Genomic DNA, 19,317 nt, shown 5'->3' with positions numbered 1-19,317 from the left:
GCCAGGTCCCTGTAGAATACGCGCGATAGACAGCGTGCAGGCTAGGCTTGCCTCGGGGAAAATTCAAGAATCTCCGGGAGCTAGGCGGATCGGGTGATCGGCGGTTGGGTAAAGGTGACGGTCGCCCTCGGGGTCCTCGACCCGGAGGGACTGTCCAGGCTCCCCGGACAGATAGGCCGGGCCAATCGGCACCTTTCCGTATCCGTCCGGAATGTCGAGGATGTAGGTCGGCTGGCACAGTCCGGAGACCCGGCCGCGCAGGGCCCGCATCAGCGCCTGACCTTCCTCGATCGGCACGCGGAAGTGGCCGGTGCCGGGCGCCAGGTCGCCCTGGTGAAGGTAGTAGGGCTTGATCCGCGTTTCGACGAAGGCCCGCATCAACGTGGCGAGGGTCGCGGCGTCATCGTTCACCCCACGCAGCAGCACCGTCTGGCTGAGCATCGGCAGGCCGGCGTCGATGATCCGGGCGCAGGCCGCGCGGGCCTCAGCCGTCAACTCGCGCGAATGGTTGGCGTGCAGAGCCACATAGACCGCCTTGGTTGGGCTCTTCAGCGCCGCGACCAGGTCATCGGTAATGGTCTCCGGCGCCACCACGGGCACGCGACTGTGGAAACGGACGACCTTGACGTGATCGATGGCTTCCAGCCGCGCCATCACATCACGCAGTCGGCGGGGCGAGAGCACCAGCGGATCGCCGCCGGTGAGGATCACCTCCCAGATGGCCGGGGTGGCGGCGATGTAGGCCAGGGCGTTGTCGAGCTGCGACGGGGTCAGGGTCCCCGCCCCGTCCGGCCCGACGACCTCGCGGCGGAAACAGAAACGGCAGTAGACGGCGCAGGTATGGGTCAGCTTGAGCAGCGCCCGGTCGGGGTAGCGGTGGACGATCCCCTCGACCGGACTGTGGGTCTCGTCACCAACGGGGTCCGCCGACTCGAACGGCAGGGCGTCAAGCTCGGCGGCGTCGGGCAGGAACTGACGGGCGATCGGGTCAGCCGGATCAGCGACGTCGATCAGCGCGGCCATCGCCGGGGTGATGGCCACGGCGTAGCGGGCGGCGACCGCTTCCAGCGCCGGCAGGCTGTCAGGGGGCAACAGGCCGGCGACTGACAGATCGTCGAGGCTGTGCAGCGTGCGACCGTCGCTCATGGCGCCACCGGGACCCAGAGCACCTGCTCGATGCGGCTCGCGCCCGACGCCAGCATCGCCAGCCGGTCGAAGCCGAGGGCCGAGCCCGAGGCGTCCGGCATGGAATGCAGCGCCGACAGGAAGTCCTCATCGAGCGGATAGCGCTCGCCATAGACCCGGGCTTTCTCGTCCATCTCTTCCTCGAAGCGCCGGCGCTGTTCGACCGGGTCAGTCAACTCGCCGAAGGCATTGGCCAGTTCGACACCGCAGGCATAGAGCTCGAACCGCTCCGCCACGCGCGGATCGTGCGCGGTCGGCCGGGCCAGCGCCGCCTCGGCGGTCGGGTATTCGCACAGGATGACGGCGCGGCCGGCGCCGAGGTTGGGCTCGACCTTCTCGACCATCACCCGGCTGAACACATCGGCCCAGGTGTCGTCGTCGGCGACGCGGATGCCTGCGCCGCGCGCAGCGTCCGCCAGCGTGTCCCGGACCGTGGCGCCGTCGGCCGCCAGGCTGGCCAGCAGATCCACGCCCGCGAAGCGCTCAAAGGCCTGGGCCACCGTTATCCGCTCCGGCGTGGCGAACGGATCGACCTCCATGCCCCGAAAGCGGAATTGCGTGGTCCCGGCCGTAGCCGCCGCCAGGGCCAGGATCGCCGCACAGTCGTCCATCATCGATTCGTACGGTGCGCCGGTCCGATACCATTCGAGCATGGTGAACTCCGGATGGTGCAACGGCCCGCGCTCCCGGTTGCGCCAGACCCGGGCAAACTCGAAGATTCTGCTCTCGCCCGCCGCCAGCAGCTTCTTGCAGGCGAACTCGGGCGAGGTGTGCAGGTAGAACGGCGTCCGCCCACCCGCCAGATCAAGAGCCTCCGTGGCGAAGGCGTGCAGGTGGGCCTCGTTGCCGGGCGAAGCCTGCAAACAGGCGGCCTCGGTCTCGACGAAATCCTGATCCTCGAACCAGCGCCGCAGGGCCGCCTTGATCCGGTTGCGGGTCATCAGGAACGGCCGCCGGTCGGCGTGGACGTCCGGCCTCCACCAGGGGGTTGCGAGTGGGCTGTTCAAGGTCGGAATTCCGGGTCAGGCGACGCCGACGACGCGGCCGAGGGCGGGAACAAGCGAGAATTGCTGGCGATTTTGGCTCGGGACGCTATGGAGCGCAGGAACATATTCTTCCAGCACAATTGTGAGCGCCCCAACAGGCCGCCACAAACACCAGGGACGTATCACGTGAAGGTTGCCGCCAGTTCGCTCCGCAAAGGCGCCGTCGTTGAGCTCGACGACAAGCTCTATGTCGTCCTCACCGTAGACAACATCCACCCCGGCAAGGGCACGCCGGTGACCCAGCTCAACATGCGCCGCATCTCCGACGGCGTGAAAGTCGCCGAACGCTATCGCACTACAGAGGTGGTCGAGCGCGCCATCGTCGACCAGCGCGAGCACACCTTCCTCTACAAGGACGCTGAAGGGTTCCACTTCATGAACCCGGAGACCTACGAGCAGTATGTCGGCACCGAAGAGGTGATCGGCGACGCCGCCGCCTATCTCCAGGACGGCATGGCCGTCTCGCTGTCGATCTACAACCAGACCCCGATCGCCATCGAACTGCCGCGCACGGCCACGCTGGAGATCGTCGACACCGAGCCTTCGATGAAGGGCCAGACGGCGTCGTCGTCCTACAAGCCCGCGTTGCTGTCCAACGGCGTCAAGACGATGGTCCCGCCCTACATCGCCGCCGGCACGCGCATCGTCGTGCTGACCGAGGACGGATCCTACCTCGAGCGCGCCAAGGACTGAATTCGACGCAGGCGCGGACCGGCCTCAGGCGGCCGGACGCGCCAGCCAGTCGACTACGCCCGCCGCCGCCGCCGCGCCGGAGGCCAGGGCGGCTTGCAGGAGATAGCCCCCCGTGGGGGCTTCCCAGTCGAGCATTTCCCCGGCCACGAAGATCCCGGGCAGGGCCTTCAGCATCAGGCCGTCGTCGACCTGATGCAGCGCGACGCCGCCGGCCGATGAAATGGCGCGCGCCAGTCCCTGGACGCCGGTGAGCGTCAGCCGGACCGCCTTGATGCGCCGGGCCAGCTTGTCGGCGCCCATCGGCATCTCCCCGGGGATCTCCCGCAACAGACCGATCGCCGCGGGCGACAGGCCGGCGGCTTTGCGCAGCCAGTTTGTCACGCTGTCCTTGCCGCGCGGCTTCGCCAGACGCGCCGCCAGGGCTTCAATCGTCAGGTCGGGCCGCAGGTCCACCACAAGGGTCGCCGCGCCATCGCGGGCTATGGCGTCCCGCAGGCCGGCCGACAGGGCATAGACCGCCCCGCCCTCCAGGCCATAGGCCGTGATCATGGCCTCGCCACGAACCATCTCGTCGCCATGCGTCAGGGCGACCGGCTTAAGCGGCTCTCCGGCGAACCGTTCTGCGAAGACCGGCGACCAGGTCACGTCGAAACCGACATTCGACGGCCGGAATGGCGCCACGACCACGCCTTTCGATTCCAACCAGGGCCGCCAGCTTCCATCCGCCCCGAGCCGGGGCCAACTCGCGCCGCCCAGCGCCAGCAAGACGGCGTCCGGCCGCTCGGCTTGAAGCCCTTCGGCGGTCTCGAACATCAGCGCCCCGTCCTCGAAGCCGATCCAGCGCGAGCGGGTCCGCAATTCAACGCCCGCCGCCGACATTCGGGCCAGCCAGGCCCGAAGCAACGGAGAGGCTTTCATCGCCCTGGGGAAAACGCGTCCCGAAGACCCCACGAAGGTCGCCTGTCCGAGGCCCTCGGCCCACCCGATCAGGTCGGTCGGAGAAAATCGATCCAGCCAGGACGCGACCACCGGAGCGGCCTGGCCATAGCGGGCGAGGAACCCGGCCATCGGCTCGGTGTGGGTCAGGTTCAGCCCGCCCCGGCCGGCCATCAACAGCTTGCGCGACGGAGATGGCATGGCCTCGTGCACCACCACCGCCAACCCGGCGGCAGCCAGGCGCTCGGCGGCCATCAGGCCGGCGGGTCCGGCTCCCACGATATGGACGGTTTGACGGGTCATCGGCCCTTCCTAGACCCACGCCGCCCCCACGGATACGGCTGCGGCCCACTGCAGTCCCTGGGCTTGAGCGATATCAAGGCCGGGAACAGCAATCCCTGCACTATCGTCGAGCTGCGCCGACGATTCCCCGGTCAGGCGTGAGCAGGAGGACGGCGGGCTCCGGTCCGTCGCGCAGACAGCATGAACAGGCTCAAGGACAAGGTCGCCGTCATCACCGGCGCCGCGCTGGGCATCGGCCGCGCGACAGCGATCCGCATGGCAGAGGAAGACGCCGCCCTAGCGGTGCTCGATGTCATCGATGACAAGGGCGAGGCGCTCGCCGGCGAGATCAACGGCAAGGGCGGCAAGGCCAGGTTCTGGCGTTGCGACGTGTCCAGCGAGGCGGAAGTCGCCCGCGTCATGACCGAGGTCGCCACCCACTTCGGCCGCATCGACGTGCTGATGAACAACGCCGGCATCTCCGGCGCGAGCAAGCCGACCCACGAGATCACCGAGGCCGAGTGGGACCTGGTCCAGGCGATCAACGTCAAGGGTGTGTTCTTTTGCACCAAGCACGCCATCCCGCACCTGAAGCTGGCCGGCGGCGGCAGCATCATCAACCTGTCGTCGATCTACGGCCTGGTCGGGGCGGCCGACGCGCCGCCCTACCATGCGTCCAAGGGCGCGGTGCGTCTGATGTCCAAGACCGATGCGATGATCTACGCGCCCGACAGGATTCGTGTGAACTCGATCCACCCCGGTTTCATCTGGACGCCGATGGTGTCGCATTTCCTTGAGGACCAGCCCGACGTCGACGAGGCCCGGCAGGCGGTGGCCTCGCTGCATCCGCTCGGCCACATGGGCGAACCGGACGACATCGCCTGGGGCGCGGTCTACCTCGCCTCCGATGAGGCCAGGTTCATCACCGGATCCGAGCTGGTGATTGACGGCGGCTACACCGCCCACTGACCGGAGCGAACACCATGACCCGCATCCTCGTCATCAACGGTCATCCGGATCCGGCGCCCACGCATCTTTGCGCCGCCCTGGCAGACGCCTATGTCCGGGGCGCGAGCGAAGCCGGCCACGAGGTAGCCCGGCTGGACGTCGGCGCGCTGGACTTTCCGCTGGTCCGCTCGCTCGAGGACTACAAGAGCTCGGTCATCGTCCCGGACATGCAGCGGGCCCAGGACCTGATCAAGCACGCCCAGCATCTGGTGTTCGTGTTTCCGATCTGGTTCGGCTCGCCGCCGGCGCTGCTCAAGGGGTTCCTCGAACAGCTGCTGCGGACCGGCTATTCCCTGAGTTCGCCACAGGCGGCCATGTCCAGCATCCTGACCGGCAAGTCAGCGCGGCTGATCGTGCCGATGGGCATGCCGACGTCGTTGTTCCGGTTCGTCCTCGGCGGTCACGGGCTGGCCGGGCTGGAGAAGGGCCTGTTCCTGGTCACCGGCGTCAGCCCGGTTCGGCGCACACTGCTGGGCGGGTCGGTCGAGGCCGACCCGGCCAAACGCGCAAAATGGCTGCAACAGGCCGAAGCGCTCGGCCGACAGGGCGCCTGAAACGCCTAGTGTGACAGGAAGAGTCCCGCCGGTGGCGCGGCCAGCAGGTCATGGCTGACCCCACCGAGGATGACTTCCGACACCCGCGGCCGACCATAGAGGCCCATCACCACCAGATCAGCGCCCAGAACCTTGACCTGTCGGCGCATTATGTCGGCCGCCGAGGCGTCGTGGCTGCGGTCGACGATGATGTTGGCCTTGATGCCATGCCGCTCCAGGTGACGTTGAAGCATCCCTTCGGGTCCGCCTTCGCCTTCGTGGGCGATGATCAGGACGTGGACCTCGTCAGCCTCGGTCAGCAACGGCCAGGCGTCATGCAGGGCGCGGGCGGACTCGCGGGAACCCTTCCAGGCAACCAGAATCCGCTTGCCCGGCGTCGCGGACAATCCGGCCTCGGGCACAACCAGGATCGGCCCGCCCGCCGCCAGCCCAACCTCCGCCGCCGCGATCTGGGTGATGCCAAAACTGGTGCGCGCCATGGGCGGCAACACAGTCAGGTCGAAGCGGCGAGCGCTGGCGATCAGGCCCAGATCGTCGTCGCCGCCGACTTCAAGCCACGACGACGAGACGCCAGCGTCGCCGGCGGCGGCCTCGAAGAGCGATCGCGTCGTTTCGGACGCTTCGGCAACGCCCCGGGTATGGTCCCTGAGCAAACGGTCGACCGTCTCCGGACCCATGTAGCCGAAGGCTTCGGCGCCCTGGTAGGTGCGGAAGAATTCGGATTTCAGAAACACACCCGTCAGATTGGCCCCCGCTGCGGAGGCCATGGCGGCTGCGGCGGCGGCGCGCGCTCTGCCTGCTTCGGTCTCATCGACCTGCACAAGGATGTCGCGGTAGACCATGGGAGAGCCCTCGGGTTTCGATCACCGTAGGCGCGGCGCCGGGCCGGGCCTTGATCACAGTCAAACCGACGCGGTCATCGCGCCACGCTCGTCGTATTGACGTTCAGGTCGCATCCGTCGGCGGAGGCCAGGCCTTTGAGGTAGCCTCGCCGAACCATGCCAGACAGCACCGCCAGAGCCGTTTCACGGTCGAGGCGCTCGGCCCCCGACACTTTGCGGATCACGCCGCGGAACGGCAGCTTGAACAGGCTGCCCAGCGCCGCGATCGCCGTGTCTTCGGCAAAGCCCGGGCGCTTTTCGGGCGCGACATCCAGATCAGGTCCCAGTGCTTCATTCAGGGCGGCGATCTCGGCGACAAGGGCCGCGCAGCTCGTCGGCGTTGTCGCGGCATAGGGCGCGACGGCGGCGTTCGCCAGGACAGGAGGCGTAGCCTTCCGCATGAGCGCCAGGTCACGGAAGGGCTGTGAAACCGCATCCGCGCCGCGATCCGATGTTCGCTGGTTCGTGGTCGTGCTGCAGGCCGCCAAGCCTAGAACCAGGAAGGCGCCAATGAGGGAACGATGAGCGATCATCCCTGCACACTGGCCTTCCGGCGATCGCCCGCATTGATTTCCATCAACCCTCGGCGGCGGGGTTTTTGCCCACAACCCGGCGATGGCCTCGCGCGACAACGACCTGTCATTGCCGTTTGAGACTGGACGCACCCAACGTCGCCTATAGGGTAGCCAATCGAAACGAAGGCGGGCAGTGATGACGAATACTTCCGACGTGGCCGCGCCGCATCCGCTGTTGAGGGCGGCGGTCGCTCCCACCCTGGCAAGGCTGGCGGCGCCGAACATGTTGGGCATGGTGGCCTCGACATCGGTGTCTATCGCGGAGACCGCCTACATCGGCAGGCTGGGCGCCGAGCCGCTCGCGGCGGCGGCCCTGGTGCTGCCGCTTGTCATGCTCATGGGCATGATGAGCGCCGGGTCCATGGGCGGCGGCGTTTCATCGGCCATCAGCCGGGCGCTGGGCGCCGGCTCCCAGGACCGGGCGGAAGCCCTGGCCCGGCACGCCGTCGTGATCGGCCTTGGCCTCGGCCTGTTCTTCTCGCTGGTGCTGTCGCTGTTCGGCAAGGGCATGTTCAGCCTGCTGGGCGGTCATGGTGAAGTGCTGCGACAGGCGGTGATCTACTCCAACATCGTGTTCGCCTTCGCCGCGGCGCTGTGGCTGTCGAACATGCTGGCCTCCGTGCTGCGCGGTTCAGGCAACATGATCGGCCCGTCGGCGACGATGCTGGGCGGCGCGGTGCTGCAGATCGTCCTTGGCGGGAGCTTGTGCTTCGGTTGGGGACCCGCCCCGCGGCTCGGCATCGTCGGCGTGGGGCTGGGCATGGCGACAGCGACATCGCTGATGGCGCTCGTTCAGTTTTTTCTGCTGAGCCGGCCGACCGCCCGCGTGCCGCTGCACCTGACCGGCCCGCTCAGCCGGGAGCACTTCGCCGACATTCTGAAAGTCGGCCTGCCCGCTCTCCTCTCGCCGATCCAGACCGTGGGGACCGTGCTGGTCGTCACCGCGATCGCCGCACGGTTCGGCGTGCATACCCTGGCCGGCTACGGCATCGGCTCGCGGCTGGAGTTTTTGCTGGTGCCGATCGCCTTTTCGGTGGGCGTGGCGTCCCTGCCTATGGTCGGGCTGGCGATCGGAGCCGGCGATGTCGCCCGGGCCCGACGCGTGGCCTGGACCGCCGGGATCATGGCCGGTGGCATTCTGGGCGTACTCGGACTGCTGCTCGCGCTCGCCCCGGGCCTGTGGGTGGCGATCTTCACCCACGATGCCGAGGTCAGGGCGGCCGCCTCGACCTATCTGAGGTTCGTCGGCCCATGCTTCGCCTTCTTCGGCCTGAGCCTGGCGCTGTATTTCTCCTCGCAGGGCGCGGGCCGGATTCTTGGGCCGCTGCTGGCGGGGACCGGTCGCCTGGCCGTGGTCGGCATCGGCGGGATCATCCTGGTCAGGACCCATGCGCCGGCATGGGCCCTGTTCGCGGTGGTGGCGCTGGGCATGGTCACGATGGGAACCCTGACCGCCGCCTTCGTCGCCCTGACCCCGTGGGGGCCGCGTCCGGTCAGGACGTGAGCGCCAGCCCTTCGAGATCACCCGCCGCGCGCCACTCCTCCATCAGCTTGATGAAGGCGATCGAGCCCTTGCCATAGGGGCCGTTGCGAGCCGCCAGCGCCGATGGCTTGCCCTCGTTGTTGTAGTAGCCCGGCGTGCATTCCTCCTGGAACTTCTGTCGCATCAGGGCCGAGTCGATGATCGTCTGTACCCAGGCGTCCTCGGCCGGCTTCGTCGCCTCGATGGTCGTCGCCTGCCGCTGCATGGCCTCGGACACGATCCAGGCCGCGTGCTGCGCCTGGGCGTTCAGCATGTGCGGGTAGTTCACCGAGAAGCCCGACTGGCTGTTGCTGAAGATGAAGAGGTTGGGGAAGCCGTGCACATGCATGCCGTGCAGCGTCGAAACGCCGTCCTTCCACTTGCCCGTAAGGGTCAGGCCGTCCCGGCCCGTCACTTCGTAGCCTGCCCGGCGGGCGTAGCTGGTGCCAACCTCGAAGCCCGTCGCGTAGACTAGGCAGTCGACCTCGTATTCCTGGCCGTTGGCCCAGACCGAGGTTTCGGTGATCCGGTCAACGCCGCGGCCCTCGGTGTCGATCAGGTGGACGTTCGGCCGGTTGAAGGTCGGCAGATAGTCGTCGTGGAAGCAGGGCCGCTTGCAGAACTGGTTGTACCAGGGCTTGAGCTTCTCGGCCGTCTCGGCGTCGAGAACGACCTGCCCGGCGCGAGCGCGGATCTCCTCCATCTTCTTGAAATCGGCCAGCTGCATCAGCTCCTGCAGCTCCATCGGCGCCTCGCCCGCTTCGCGGTTGCGGCGACCGATGAGCAGGATGTTGCGGATGATGTCGGTCCAGCCGTCGCCGACCAGGTCCTCGGGCTCGAAGCCGCCGGAAACCAGGTTGTTGAAGTTGTCCATGCGACGCTGTTGCCAGCCCGGTTCCAGCGCGGCCGCCCAGGCCGGATCGGTCGGCCGGTTGTTGCGCACGTCAATCGAAGACGGCGTGCGCTGGAAGACGAAAAGCTCTTTCGCGGATTCGCCGAGATAGGGCACGCACTGCACGGCGGTCGCGCCCGTGCCGATGATGCCGACCCGCTTGTCGGCCAGTCCGGTGAGGTTCCCGAAGGAGTCGCCGCCGGTGTAGGCATAGTCCCAGCGGCTGGTGTGGAAGCTGTGGCCCTTGAAAGTCTCCACACCGGGAATGCCGGGCAGTTTGGGCCGGTGCAGCGGGCCATTGGCCATGATGACGAACTTCGCCTTCATGGCGTCGCCGCGGTTGGTTCTGATGATCCAGCGCGAGGACGCCTCGTCCCAGCTCATGTCGGTGATTTCGGTCTGGAAACAGACGTCGCGGTAGAGGTCGAAGTGCTCGCCGATCCGGCGGCAGTGGGCGAGGATCTCGGGCGCGCGGGTGTACTTCTCGACCGGCAGGTAGCCGAGCTCCTCGAGTAGCGGCAGGTAGATGTAGGATTCCACGTCGCAGGCCGCGCCGGGATACCGGTTCCAGTACCAGGTGCCGCCGAAGTCGCCGCCCTTTTCGATCATGCGCAGATCCTGGACGCCCGCCTCGCGCAACCGCGCGCCGGCGAGCAGGCCGCCGAAACCGCCGCCGATCACGACGACCTCGATCTCGTCCGTCAAAGGCTCGCGGGTGAAGCCCGGCTCCACATAAGGATCGTCGAGGTAATGGGCGAAATCGCCCTTGATCTCCTGGTACTGCTCGTTGGCGTCATCGCGGAGCCGCTTGTCGCGCTCGAAGCGGTACTTTTCGCGCAGCGCCTGCGGGTCAAATCCGAGATCGTCGGCCATCGTCATCTCCCAGCGCGCCTGTTGTCCGTACCGGCGTTTCGAAAAGACTCTTCACCGGTGGACGCGAGGGAAATCAAGAGGTCCGCCGCGCCAAAATGTCGGACCTCCGTCGATCCTCGATCATCATTCGCGCGGCCTTTTCGGCGATCATCATGGTCGGCGAATTGGTGTTGCCCGAGGTGATGCGCGGCATGACCGAGGCGTCGGAGATCCGCAAACCCGCGACGCCGAACACGCGGAGGCGTTCGTCGACGACGGCCGCCGGGTCCGAGGCCAGGCCCATCTTCGCCGTGCCCACGGGGTGGAAGATGGTCGTGCCCAGATCGCGGGCGGCTGCCAGCAGTCCGGCTTCGTCCTCGACGCTGAAGCCGGGCTTCATCTCTTCGGGTCCGAAACGCTTCAGCGGCGGCTGTCCGATGATCCGGCGCACCAGTCGCATCGAGTCTACGGCCACGCGACCGTCCTCTGGCGTGGCGAGATAGTTGGGCTGGATCGCCGGCGCGGCGTCAGGATCCGGACTGGCCGCATGGATCGAGCCCCGACTGGTCGGTCGCAGATTGCAGACGCTGATGGTGATGGCCGGGAACGGGTGCAGCGGGTCGCCGAAGCGGTCCAGCGACAACGGCTGGACATGGAACTGCAGGTTCGCGGTCGCCTGGTCTGCCGATGATTTCGCGAAGGCTCCCATCTGCGACGGCGCCATCGACATCGGCCCGCGCCGCAAGGCCGCGTACTCCAGCGCCATCAGCGGGCGACGCCAGAGAGAGGCGTAAAGAGCGTTCATCGTCGGTACGCCGCTGACCCGGTAGATCGGCCGGATCTGCAGATGGTCCTGCAGGTTTTCACCTACGCCGGGCAGGTGGCGGACGGCGTCCACGCCCAGGGCGCGAAGCCGCTCGCCGTCGCCGATGCCGGAGCGTTCCAGCAGCACCGGCGTGGCCACCGCGCCGGAGGACAGCACAACCTCGCCGTCGGTCCGGGATTCGACCGTTCGGCCGTCGCGGGTCCAGACCACGCCGACGGCCCGGCCGTCCTCGATCAGCACCCGGTCGACCCGTGCGCGGGTCTCCAGCGTCAGATTGGGTCGCTTCAACGCCGGCTTGAGAAAGCCCCGCGCCGCGCTCCAGCGGACGCCGGCCTTCTGGTTGACCTGGAAGTAGCCGCTGCCCGCATTGTCGCCGCCGTTGAAGTCCGGGACCGCCGCCACGCCCTCCAGGGCCGCCGCCTCGGCGAAGGCGTCGAGCACGGACCAGCGCATGCGCGGGTGCTCGACCCGCCACTCGCCGCCAGACCGGTGATGCTCCGTGGGCGGCGCGATATGGTCTTCCTGGTCGAGAAACAGCGGCAGCACATCGTCCCAGCCCCAGCCGGTCAGGCCCAGCTGACGCCAGCCGTCATAGTCGGCCGCCTGGCCGCGCATGTAGATCATGGCGTTGATCGCCGACGACCCGCCGATCACCTTGCCCCGCGGGTATTTCAGGCTTCGGTCGTTGAGCCCGGGTACGGGCTGGGTCTCATACATCCAGTCCGCGCGCGGGTTGCCAATCGAGAACAGGTAGCCGACCGGGATGTGGAACCAGATCCAGTCGTCCTTGCCGCCGGCCTCGAGCACCAGCACCCGGGTCTTCGGGTCGGCCGACAACCGGTTGGCCAGCACGCAGCCTGCCGATCCGGCGCCGACGATGATGTAGTCGAAGGTTTCGGCCATTCCGGCGATGCCTGCCCCAAGCGGTCCTTGCCCCTTTAAATCCGCTCATCCTCGCGAAAGCGAGGACCCAGGTGTTTTTGAAACAGCGGCTCACCTTTCGGGTTGGCCAGGCGCTCCACCTGAACCGTGAGCCGAAGCTCGGAAAAAACCTGGGTCCTCGCTTTCGCGAGGATGAGCGGAAGGGTGGGGCGCTACGGTCAGGATTGCACAGTCCGTATCCTCCGATACCCTCCTCCCATGACCCATGCTCGCACCCTGACCGCCTTCAACACCGCAACCGCCAGCGAGAACCGGATCCATGCCGACGATGTCGCCAGCCGGTTCGGTTTCACCGGCGGGCTGGTGCCGGGTGTCGATGTGTTTGCCTACATGGCCCATGCCCCCGTCGCTCTTTGGGGGCGAGACTGGCTGAGCCAGGGCCGGATCCGGGCGAAGTTCGGCAAGCCGGTCTATGACGGCGACGCGACCACGGTGACCGCCGGGGAACAGACGGACGGCTCACTGGCCATCGCCGTGTCGGCGCGCGGCTTGGACTGCGCCAGCGGGACGGCCTGGCGGTCGGACGATGCCATCGCGCCCGCGATCCTGCCCGTGGCCGACCTGCCCCGCCCGGAAGATCGCCCGCCGGCCTCAATGGACAGTCTGCCGGTAGGCCGAGTGCTGGGCACGCTGAACGAGATCTACTTCGCCGACGTCGGCCTCTCGCACCTGCAGAACACCCGCGAGGACCCGGCCCTGTTCGACGGCGGTGACATCGCCAACCCCGCCTACATGTTGCGCCGGGCCAACTATGTGCTGGCCCAGTCGGTCCGCCTGGGTCCGTGGATTCACCTGGAAAGCGACGCCCGACTGCACGGCCTGATCCGCGACGGAGAACAGCTCGAGACGCGGGGCGTGGTCGTGGCCAACGAGGAGAAGAACGGCCACCTGATCGTGACCCTGGACTTCACCGTGTCATCGCGGGACCGGCTCGCCATGTCGGGACGACACTGGGCGATCTATGAGCCGAGGCAGGTCCGGGAGAAGGGGTAAGGGCGACTGCCACACCCGTCATCGTCGGACTTGTTCCGACGACCCATGCGCGGGGTGGCGGCCGATCGTCCGCGTAAAAAATCATATGCCGAGAACTTGGGTCGTCGGAACAAGTCCGACGATGACGGGAAATTTGGAGGAGCAGTCTGGGTTACGCCACCCGCTCCGCCATCCCTCGCGCCGCCGCCTCAGACGGCGAAAACCACACCATGCCATCGCCCCAGTCGTGGCCGACCGCGTCAGCAGGCGCGACCGCCTCCTCGCCGCAGAGGAAGGTCAGTTCCTGTCCGGTCAGCACGCCCCACCGCGCCAACGCCTCGGCCGGCGTCGGGTCGGGCCGCGGGTCGGCGGTGGCGCCGGGCATCGCCGCCTCCAGCGCCGCTTCATACTCGTCATAGCGCACCCAGCCCGCCGCCGTGTGCTCCCCGCCCGGTCCCCGGAAGATCAGGGTCGGCAGGGCGTAGCGGTCGTGGCCCTCGGAGTGTTTCAGCTCCCCGTTCATCGGGCTGTCGTGCTTGAGATTGCGCACGAAGTCGTTGGGGTCGCGTGTCTCGGCCCAGTCGGCCCTGTAGGCGGCCGCCACCGTCGGCAGGGCCTGATCCGCGCGCCAGCGGGCCTGATCGAGGCCGGGCACGCCCACCGTGGCGGCGGCGAATTCGTCTGGCGTCTGCGGCCCGACACCGAAGATGAAGATCTGCTCGCGGAATCGGCGCAGCACCCGGTCGGCCACGTCCTGGCCCTGCAGCTCGGCCGCCTTGACCGCCGCGCCCATCGGATCGGTCGACTGCAGCATCAGGTGCATGGGGTTGGGATAGGGCATGCCGGTCAGTTTCCAGACCCGCTTCCAGTACTCTCGCATCGGCTCGGCGGCGCTGACCCGGTCCCAGCTCTCCTTGCCCGTGGCTGCGTCGCCGACCAGCCCGCCCATGACCTTGCGCCAGGTGAGGTGATGGCCATGCCGCCACTCCAGCCGTCGCAGCAGCGGCTCGGCGCCCCAGGCGGTGGAACAGACGGCGTCCGTGTACTCGACGACCTCGACTTTCGGCATGGCGTTCGCCTTCCCTATCGTTTCAGACCCAGCTTATCGCGGGCGATGACCCAGCGGTGCACTTCTGACGGGCCGTCGTAGATCCGCATGGTCCGCATCTGGCCGGCCATCATCTGCAGCGGCAGCTCCTTGGTCATGCCCATGGCGCCGAAGGCCTGCATGGCCTGGTCGATGACCTCCCAGCCCAGCTCGGTGCCGAACACCTTGAGCATGGAGATCTCGACGCGGACGTCGCGGCCCTGGTCGAGCTTCCAGGCGATGTCGTAAGCCATCAGCCGCGCGGCGTGGATCTTGGTCGAGGCGTCGGCGACCCACCACTGGATGGCTTGGCGGTCCGCCAGTTTTGCGCCGAAGGTTTCACGCTGGCCGGCATGCTCGATCATCATGTCCAGCGCCCGCTGGGCGAGGGTGTAGCCCCAGATGCCCATCTGCAGCCGGCGCGTCGACAGCCGCGTCTGCATCGGCGCGAAGCCCTGCCCCTCCTTGCCGAGCAGCTTGGAGGCCGGCACCCGGCAATCTTCGTAGACCACCTCGTAGGTCACCTGCCCCCCGATCATCGGGATGGCCCGAAGGACGTTGAAGCCGGGCGTTCCCTTGTCGACAAGGAAGGCCGAGATGCCGCCGCGCGCGCCCTTGGCCGGGTCGGTGACCGCCATGGTAACGGTGAAGTCGGCTTCCTTGGCCTTGCTGATCCAGATCTTGCGGCCGTTGATCACCCAGCCGTCGCCGTCACGGACGGCCTTGGTGATCATGCCGGCCGGGTCAGCGCCGGCGCCGGGTTCTGAGATAGCGATCGCCGAGATCGCCTCCCCGGCCACGTAGGGCGCGAGATACTGGATCCGCTGCTCCTCGTTGACCGTGGCCATCAGCATTCGGAGGTTCGGCGAGTCCGGCGGCAGGACGTAGGGGGTAATGGTCTTGCCCATCTCCTCGTAGACCCCGACCATGGCGACCATCGGCAGGTCGGCCCCGCCGACATCCTCCGGCGCGTCGAGGCCCCAGAGGCCCAGATCCTTGCTGACCTTGTCGATGGGTTCGCGCTCGGCAGCGGTCAGGGCGATCGACTCCCCGGCGGCGTCACGCGCCAGTACGGCGGGCTCCAGGGGAATCAATTGATCGCGAACGAACTTCGCGACCAGGTCCTTGAGCATCTGGTGCTCTTCGGCGAGTTGGAAATCCAAGTCAGGTCCTCAGGCAAAGACGGGAATGGGCTGTTCGCCCGCGACGGTGGTTCTGTGCATCACCCGCCGATGGCCGTCATAGCCGCCCGTGGCGTTGTGCAGACAGCAGCGGTTGTCCCACAGGATCAACATGTCTGGCCGCCATTTGTGGCGATAGACGAACTGGTCCTGCAGCATGTGGCGGTAGAGGAAGGTCAGCAGGTTTTCGCTCTCCGCCTCGGTCATGCCGGCGACGCCGAGGGTGTAGATCGGGTTGACGAAAAGCGCCTTGCGACCGCTCACGGGATGAATGCGGACCAGCGGATGCTCCTGCTGGCTGTCGGCCTCCACGCAGTTGATGATCTGCATGGAGCGCCCGGGCTTCTCGTTGGCGTAGACGCCGTTGGCGCCATAGGGCCGGGTCGCCGAATGGATCGTCGTCAGGCCGTCGAGGAAGCCACGCATCACCGGGCTGAGCGCCTCGTAGGCGCGGCAGCCGTCCGCGAACTCGGTGTCGCCGCCGACCGGCGGGATGACCTTGGAGTGCAGAATGGTCCCGGCGGGCGGGGCGGTCTGGAAGCTCCAGTCGCTGTGCCAGGCGCCGCCGAACACGCTGTTGGTCTCGTCCGGCTCGCGGCGCACCTCGAGGATGTGTGGCCGGTCGGCGAGCGGCTTCACATAGGGATCGAGGCCGAAGTCGCCGAACTGCAGGGTGAAGGCCTCGAGCTGATCATGGTCGAGCGGCTGGTCGGGGAACCAGACGACGCCATGCTTCGCCCACGCCGCCTTGACCGCCGCCAGCTGGTCAGCGGGCAGCGGCTTGCCGATGTCGAGGCCGGTGATCTCGGCCCCGAAGCCGGAGGCGTTGGGTGTGACGGTGACCATGTGTGCCTCCCCTTTTGTTTTACAGTCGGCCTGATGCGGTCGCAGGGCAAGATTGCGTGGTTCGAGACGCTCGGCCGGGGCCTCGCTCCTCACCATGACGATCAGAGGTGATGGCGCAGAAGCCCGTCATCCTGAGGAGCGAGCCTCAAGCGAGCGTCTCGAAGGACGCACCCAAAGCTAACCCTTCGTCTTCGTGTAATCCGGCTCGCGCTTCTCCAGGAAGGCCCGCACCCCCTCGGCGAAGTCGCCGTCGCTGCTGGCCAGGATCTGGTTCCGGTCTTCCATGGCGATCGTCGCCTCTAGACCGTTGGCGTCGATGGCGTGGTTCAGCGCCTCCTTGGTCAGGCGCAGGCCGAGCGGCGTCGCGTGCAGCATGTCCTTCACGAATCCGCGGGCCTCGGCCTCGACCTGGTCGGGCGCGACGACACAGCTCGCGAGTCCGAGCTGACAGGCGCGGTCGGCGCTGATGAACCGGCCAGTCAACATGAACTCGGCCGCCACCGAACTTCCGACCATGCGCGGCAGGAAGTAGCTGACCCCGATGTCGCAGGCCGACAGGCCGATGCGGATGAAGGCGGCGTTCATGCGCGTCCGCGGGGTGACGATGCGGACATCGCTGGCCAGGGCCAGGGCGAAGCCGCCGCCGGCCGCCGCGCCGTCCACGCAAGCGATGATGGGTTGCGGACAGCGGCGCATGGCGATGACGATCTCGGCGATGCTGCGCTGGGAGTCCAGGCCGTCGGCGATGCGGCGCGGACCGTTGCTTTCCGTGCGCTCCTTCAGATCGAGGCCGGCGCAGAAGGCGGGGCCGGCGCCGGACAGCACGACCACGCGAACGTCCCGTCGCCAGTAGAGGTTCACGAACAGGTCGCGCAGCTCGGCCGTCAGACGACGGTTGAGGGCGTTCAGGCTGTCAGGGCGATTCATCGTCACCCAGAGGGCGTCGCCCTCCTGGCGCAGCGCCAGATGCTCATAGGGCTCGGACGCCATGGTGATGGTCACGCTCATCGGGTCTGTCCTCCATCGACGGGCACGACGGTCCCGTGAACAAAACTGGCTTTGGGGCTCATCAGGAAGGCGGCGACCGAGCCGATTTCCTCGGGCAGGCCGTAGCGCCTCATCGCCACCTCGCGGTTGATCCAGCGCTGCCAGTTGGCGGCGCGCGGGCCGTCCATCCGCTCCTGCCAGGTCCCGCCCGGAAAGATGATGTTGCCCGGCGCGATGGCGTTGACCCGCACGCCTGCCGCGCCGGTGATCTTGGCCAGTTCCTTGGTCAGGTGGTTCATGCCGGCCTTGGCCGTGCCGTAGGTCAGCGGCGTGCCGAGGGCGCCCAGGCCCGCGATCGAGCTGATGAACAGGATCGAGCCCTCGCCGCGCGGCGTCATCATGCGGTTGGCCGCCCGCGCGAGGCGCCAGGCCGAGGTGAGGTTCTGGGTGAATCCCGCGTCCCAGGTCTCATCATCGACCTCGGCGCCCGCAGGGCAGGGATGCAGGCCGACATTGGCCACGGCGCCGTAGATCGGGCCGAGCGCCGCTTCAGCGCCCGCGAGGGCCGCCTCGATGACCTCGGTCTTGCGCAGGTCGCCGGTCATGGCCCAGAGATTCCCCTCGCCGTACTGCGCGGCGAGACGGGCGCGGGTCTCTTCCAGCGCCTCGGCGCCGCGCGCGGTGATCGCGACCTTCGCCCCCTCGGCCAGACAGGCCTCGACGATGCCCAGGCCGATGCCACGGCTCGCGCCGGCGACAAAGATGGTCCTGCCCTTAAGTCCCAGATCCACGACGTTCTCCCTTTTCGTTGCTGCCATCTGACGCCCTCGCCGCAACGTCATGCAAGCGGGGCTTGGCTGTCGTTGGGTGAAGGGGTTCAAGTAGCCGCCAAACCGGGTCCGGGAGGCGCGTATGAACTTCGATTTCTCCGACGAGCAGAAGCAACTACAGGATCAGGCGCGACGGTTCCTCGCCGACAAATGTCCGCCGTCTGCGGTCCGCGCGGTGCTCGAAGGCGGACAGACCTATGACCGCGACCTGTGGATCGAGCTGGGCGAGATGGGCTTCCTCGGCGCGGCGATTCCGGAGGAATACGGCGGTGTTGGCCTGGGCCATCTCGAGCTCTGCGTCATCGCCGAGGAACTGGGTCGCGCCATCGCGCCCGTGCCCGTGTCGTCGTCCATCTACCTTGCCGCCGAGTTCCTTCTGGCCGCCGGCAATGACGCGCAGAAGCAGGCGTGGCTGCCCAAGCTGGCCAGCGGCGAGACCATCGGGACCTTCGCCTATGGGGAGGGCCTGGGCCGCGTCACCGAGTCGTCAATCAAGGCGACCGTCGCCGGCGGCAAGCTGAGCGGGACGAAGTCCCCGGTTCCGGATGGCGAGATCGCCGACCTGGCGGTTGTCGCCGCGCGCGAGGGCGGCAAGGTTTCCCTCTACCTTGTCGACCTCAACGGTCCGGGCGTGACCCGCGAGACGGTCGAGAGCATCGACCCGACGCGCGGACAGTCGGTCCTGACGTTCAAGGACGCTCCCGCCGAGCTTCTGGGCCCGGCGGGTGAAGGCTGGCGACTGGCGGCCGAGGTCATGGACCGCGCGGCCATCCTGCTGGCCTTTGAACAGGTGGGCGGGTCCGACCGCGCGCTCGAGATGGGCCGCGACTATGCCCTCGACCGGATGGCCTTCGGCCGGCCGATCGGCTCGTTCCAGGCGGTCAAGCACTTGCTGGCCGACATGTATGTCTCCGCCACCCTGGCCCGCTCCAACGCCTACTACGGCGCCTGGGCGCTCTCGACAGGCTCGTCCGAGCTGCCTGTCGCGGCCGCAACCGCGCGGGTTTCGGCGACCCAGGCCTTCCAGCACTGCTCGAAGAACAACATCCAGGTGCATGGCGGGATGGGCTTCACCTGGGCCTTTGACTGCCACCTCTATTACCGTCGGTCGAACAACCTCGCCCTGACCCTGGGCTCGCAATCGACCTGGGAAGACCTGCTGATCGACCGCCTGCGCCAGCGCAACGACGCTCCGGCCGCGGCTTAAGAGGGATTGGGAT

Annotated in this window: 18 protein-coding genes; 6 read left to right on the top strand and 12 right to left on the bottom strand. The window is 67.6% G+C overall.

Features of this window, described 5'->3' with window-relative positions; translation table 11 throughout:
• Positions 1–63 precede the first annotated feature (63 nt).
• Both ACODSL_RS14425 and epmA read right to left on the bottom strand, forming a co-directional pair.
• Positions 64–1,146 carry a lysine-2,3-aminomutase-like protein gene (locus ACODSL_RS14425; protein WP_488901393.1) on the bottom strand — a complete coding sequence of 361 codons (1,083 nt, stop codon included), beginning with the start codon at positions 1,144–1,146 and terminating at the stop codon, positions 64–66.
• A complete protein-coding gene (gene epmA, locus ACODSL_RS14420; RefSeq protein WP_488901475.1) occupies positions 1,143–2,126 on the bottom strand; it encodes an EF-P lysine aminoacylase EpmA in 984 nt (327 codons plus the stop codon). The genes ACODSL_RS14425 and epmA overlap by 4 nt, the downstream gene beginning before the upstream one ends.
• Before the next feature lie 231 nt (positions 2,127–2,357).
• On the opposite strand from epmA, the gene efp reads away from it, so the two are divergent.
• A complete protein-coding gene (gene efp, locus ACODSL_RS14415; RefSeq protein WP_488901392.1) occupies positions 2,358–2,924 on the top strand; it encodes an elongation factor P in 567 nt (188 codons plus the stop codon).
• 24 nt (positions 2,925–2,948) lie between these two features.
• Here the strand turns inward: efp and ACODSL_RS14410 are convergent, their stop codons facing one another.
• Positions 2,949–4,163, bottom strand: a complete 1,215-nt coding sequence (locus ACODSL_RS14410) for a TIGR03862 family flavoprotein (protein WP_488901391.1) — start codon at positions 4,161–4,163, stop codon at positions 2,949–2,951.
• Positions 4,164–4,343: 180 nt separating this feature from the next.
• Between ACODSL_RS14410 and ACODSL_RS14405 the strand changes: the two genes are divergently transcribed.
• Complete coding sequence (locus ACODSL_RS14405) at positions 4,344–5,111, top strand: SDR family NAD(P)-dependent oxidoreductase (RefSeq protein ID WP_488901390.1); 768 nt, start codon at positions 4,344–4,346, stop codon at positions 5,109–5,111.
• A 14-nt stretch (positions 5,112–5,125) separates the two neighbouring features.
• Positions 5,126–5,704, top strand: a complete 579-nt coding sequence (locus ACODSL_RS14400) for an NAD(P)H-dependent oxidoreductase (protein ID WP_488901389.1) — start codon at positions 5,126–5,128, stop codon at positions 5,702–5,704.
• A 5-nt stretch (positions 5,705–5,709) separates the two neighbouring features.
• On the opposite strand, the gene ACODSL_RS14395 is transcribed toward ACODSL_RS14400, so the two are convergent.
• Positions 5,710–6,546 carry a universal stress protein gene (locus ACODSL_RS14395; protein ID WP_488901388.1) on the bottom strand — a complete coding sequence of 279 codons (837 nt, stop codon included), beginning with the start codon at positions 6,544–6,546 and terminating at the stop codon, positions 5,710–5,712.
• Positions 6,547–6,620: 74 nt separating this feature from the next.
• Entirely contained in the window at positions 6,621–6,986 is a 366-nt protein-coding gene (locus ACODSL_RS14390) for a hypothetical protein (protein ID WP_488901387.1), read from the bottom strand.
• A 310-nt stretch (positions 6,987–7,296) separates the two neighbouring features.
• Here ACODSL_RS14390 and ACODSL_RS14385 point away from each other — a divergent pair, with 310 nt between their 5' ends.
• A complete protein-coding gene (locus ACODSL_RS14385) occupies positions 7,297–8,664 on the top strand; it encodes an MATE family efflux transporter (protein ID WP_488901386.1) in 1,368 nt (455 codons plus the stop codon).
• On the opposite strand, the gene ACODSL_RS14380 is transcribed toward ACODSL_RS14385, so the two are convergent.
• Together ACODSL_RS14380 and ACODSL_RS14375 are read right to left on the bottom strand one after the other, a co-directional pair.
• Positions 8,654–10,447, bottom strand: coding sequence for a flavin-containing monooxygenase (locus tag ACODSL_RS14380; protein ID WP_488901385.1), 1,794 nt, complete (start codon positions 10,445–10,447; stop codon positions 8,654–8,656). The two genes, ACODSL_RS14385 and ACODSL_RS14380, sit on opposite strands and share 11 nt — an antisense overlap.
• Positions 10,448–10,520: 73 nt before the next feature.
• On the bottom strand, positions 10,521–12,155 hold the full coding sequence (locus ACODSL_RS14375) for a GMC family oxidoreductase (protein WP_488901384.1): 1,635 nt from the start codon (positions 12,153–12,155) through the stop codon (positions 10,521–10,523).
• Positions 12,156–12,392: 237 nt separating this feature from the next.
• Here ACODSL_RS14375 and ACODSL_RS14370 point away from each other — a divergent pair, with 237 nt between their 5' ends.
• Complete coding sequence (locus ACODSL_RS14370; protein WP_488901383.1) at positions 12,393–13,187, top strand: hypothetical protein; 795 nt, start codon at positions 12,393–12,395, stop codon at positions 13,185–13,187.
• Positions 13,188–13,338: 151 nt separating this feature from the next.
• Here ACODSL_RS14370 and ACODSL_RS14365 read toward each other — a convergent pair whose 3' ends face one another.
• From ACODSL_RS14365 to ACODSL_RS14345, 5 genes are all read right to left on the bottom strand, one after another.
• Positions 13,339–14,235, bottom strand: a complete 897-nt coding sequence (locus ACODSL_RS14365; protein WP_488901382.1) for a DsbA family oxidoreductase — start codon at positions 14,233–14,235, stop codon at positions 13,339–13,341.
• 14 nt (positions 14,236–14,249) lie between these two features.
• Positions 14,250–15,416 carry an acyl-CoA dehydrogenase family protein gene (locus ACODSL_RS14360; protein WP_488901381.1) on the bottom strand — a complete coding sequence of 389 codons (1,167 nt, stop codon included), beginning with the start codon at positions 15,414–15,416 and terminating at the stop codon, positions 14,250–14,252.
• A gap of 9 nt (positions 15,417–15,425) precedes the next feature.
• On the bottom strand, positions 15,426–16,280 hold the full coding sequence (locus tag ACODSL_RS14355; RefSeq protein WP_488901380.1) for a TauD/TfdA dioxygenase family protein: 855 nt from the start codon (positions 16,278–16,280) through the stop codon (positions 15,426–15,428).
• Positions 16,281–16,457: 177 nt separating this feature from the next.
• Positions 16,458–17,288, bottom strand: coding sequence for an enoyl-CoA hydratase/isomerase family protein (locus tag ACODSL_RS14350; RefSeq protein WP_488901379.1), 831 nt, complete (start codon positions 17,286–17,288; stop codon positions 16,458–16,460).
• Positions 17,285–18,058, bottom strand: coding sequence for an SDR family NAD(P)-dependent oxidoreductase (locus ACODSL_RS14345; protein ID WP_488901378.1), 774 nt, complete (start codon positions 18,056–18,058; stop codon positions 17,285–17,287). Before ACODSL_RS14345 ends, ACODSL_RS14350 begins: the two co-directional genes overlap by 4 nt.
• A gap of 121 nt (positions 18,059–18,179) precedes the next feature.
• On the opposite strand from ACODSL_RS14345, the gene ACODSL_RS14340 reads away from it, so the two are divergent.
• The gene (locus tag ACODSL_RS14340; protein WP_488901377.1) at positions 18,180–19,304 is read left to right on the top strand and encodes an acyl-CoA dehydrogenase family protein; all 1,125 of its coding nucleotides are present in this window, start codon (positions 18,180–18,182) and stop codon (positions 19,302–19,304) included.
• Positions 19,305–19,317 lie beyond the last annotated feature (13 nt).

The sequence above is a fragment of the Caulobacter sp. FG121 genome (genome assembly GCF_057809815.1).
This window is presented reverse-complemented; position numbering and strand designations above follow the sequence as displayed.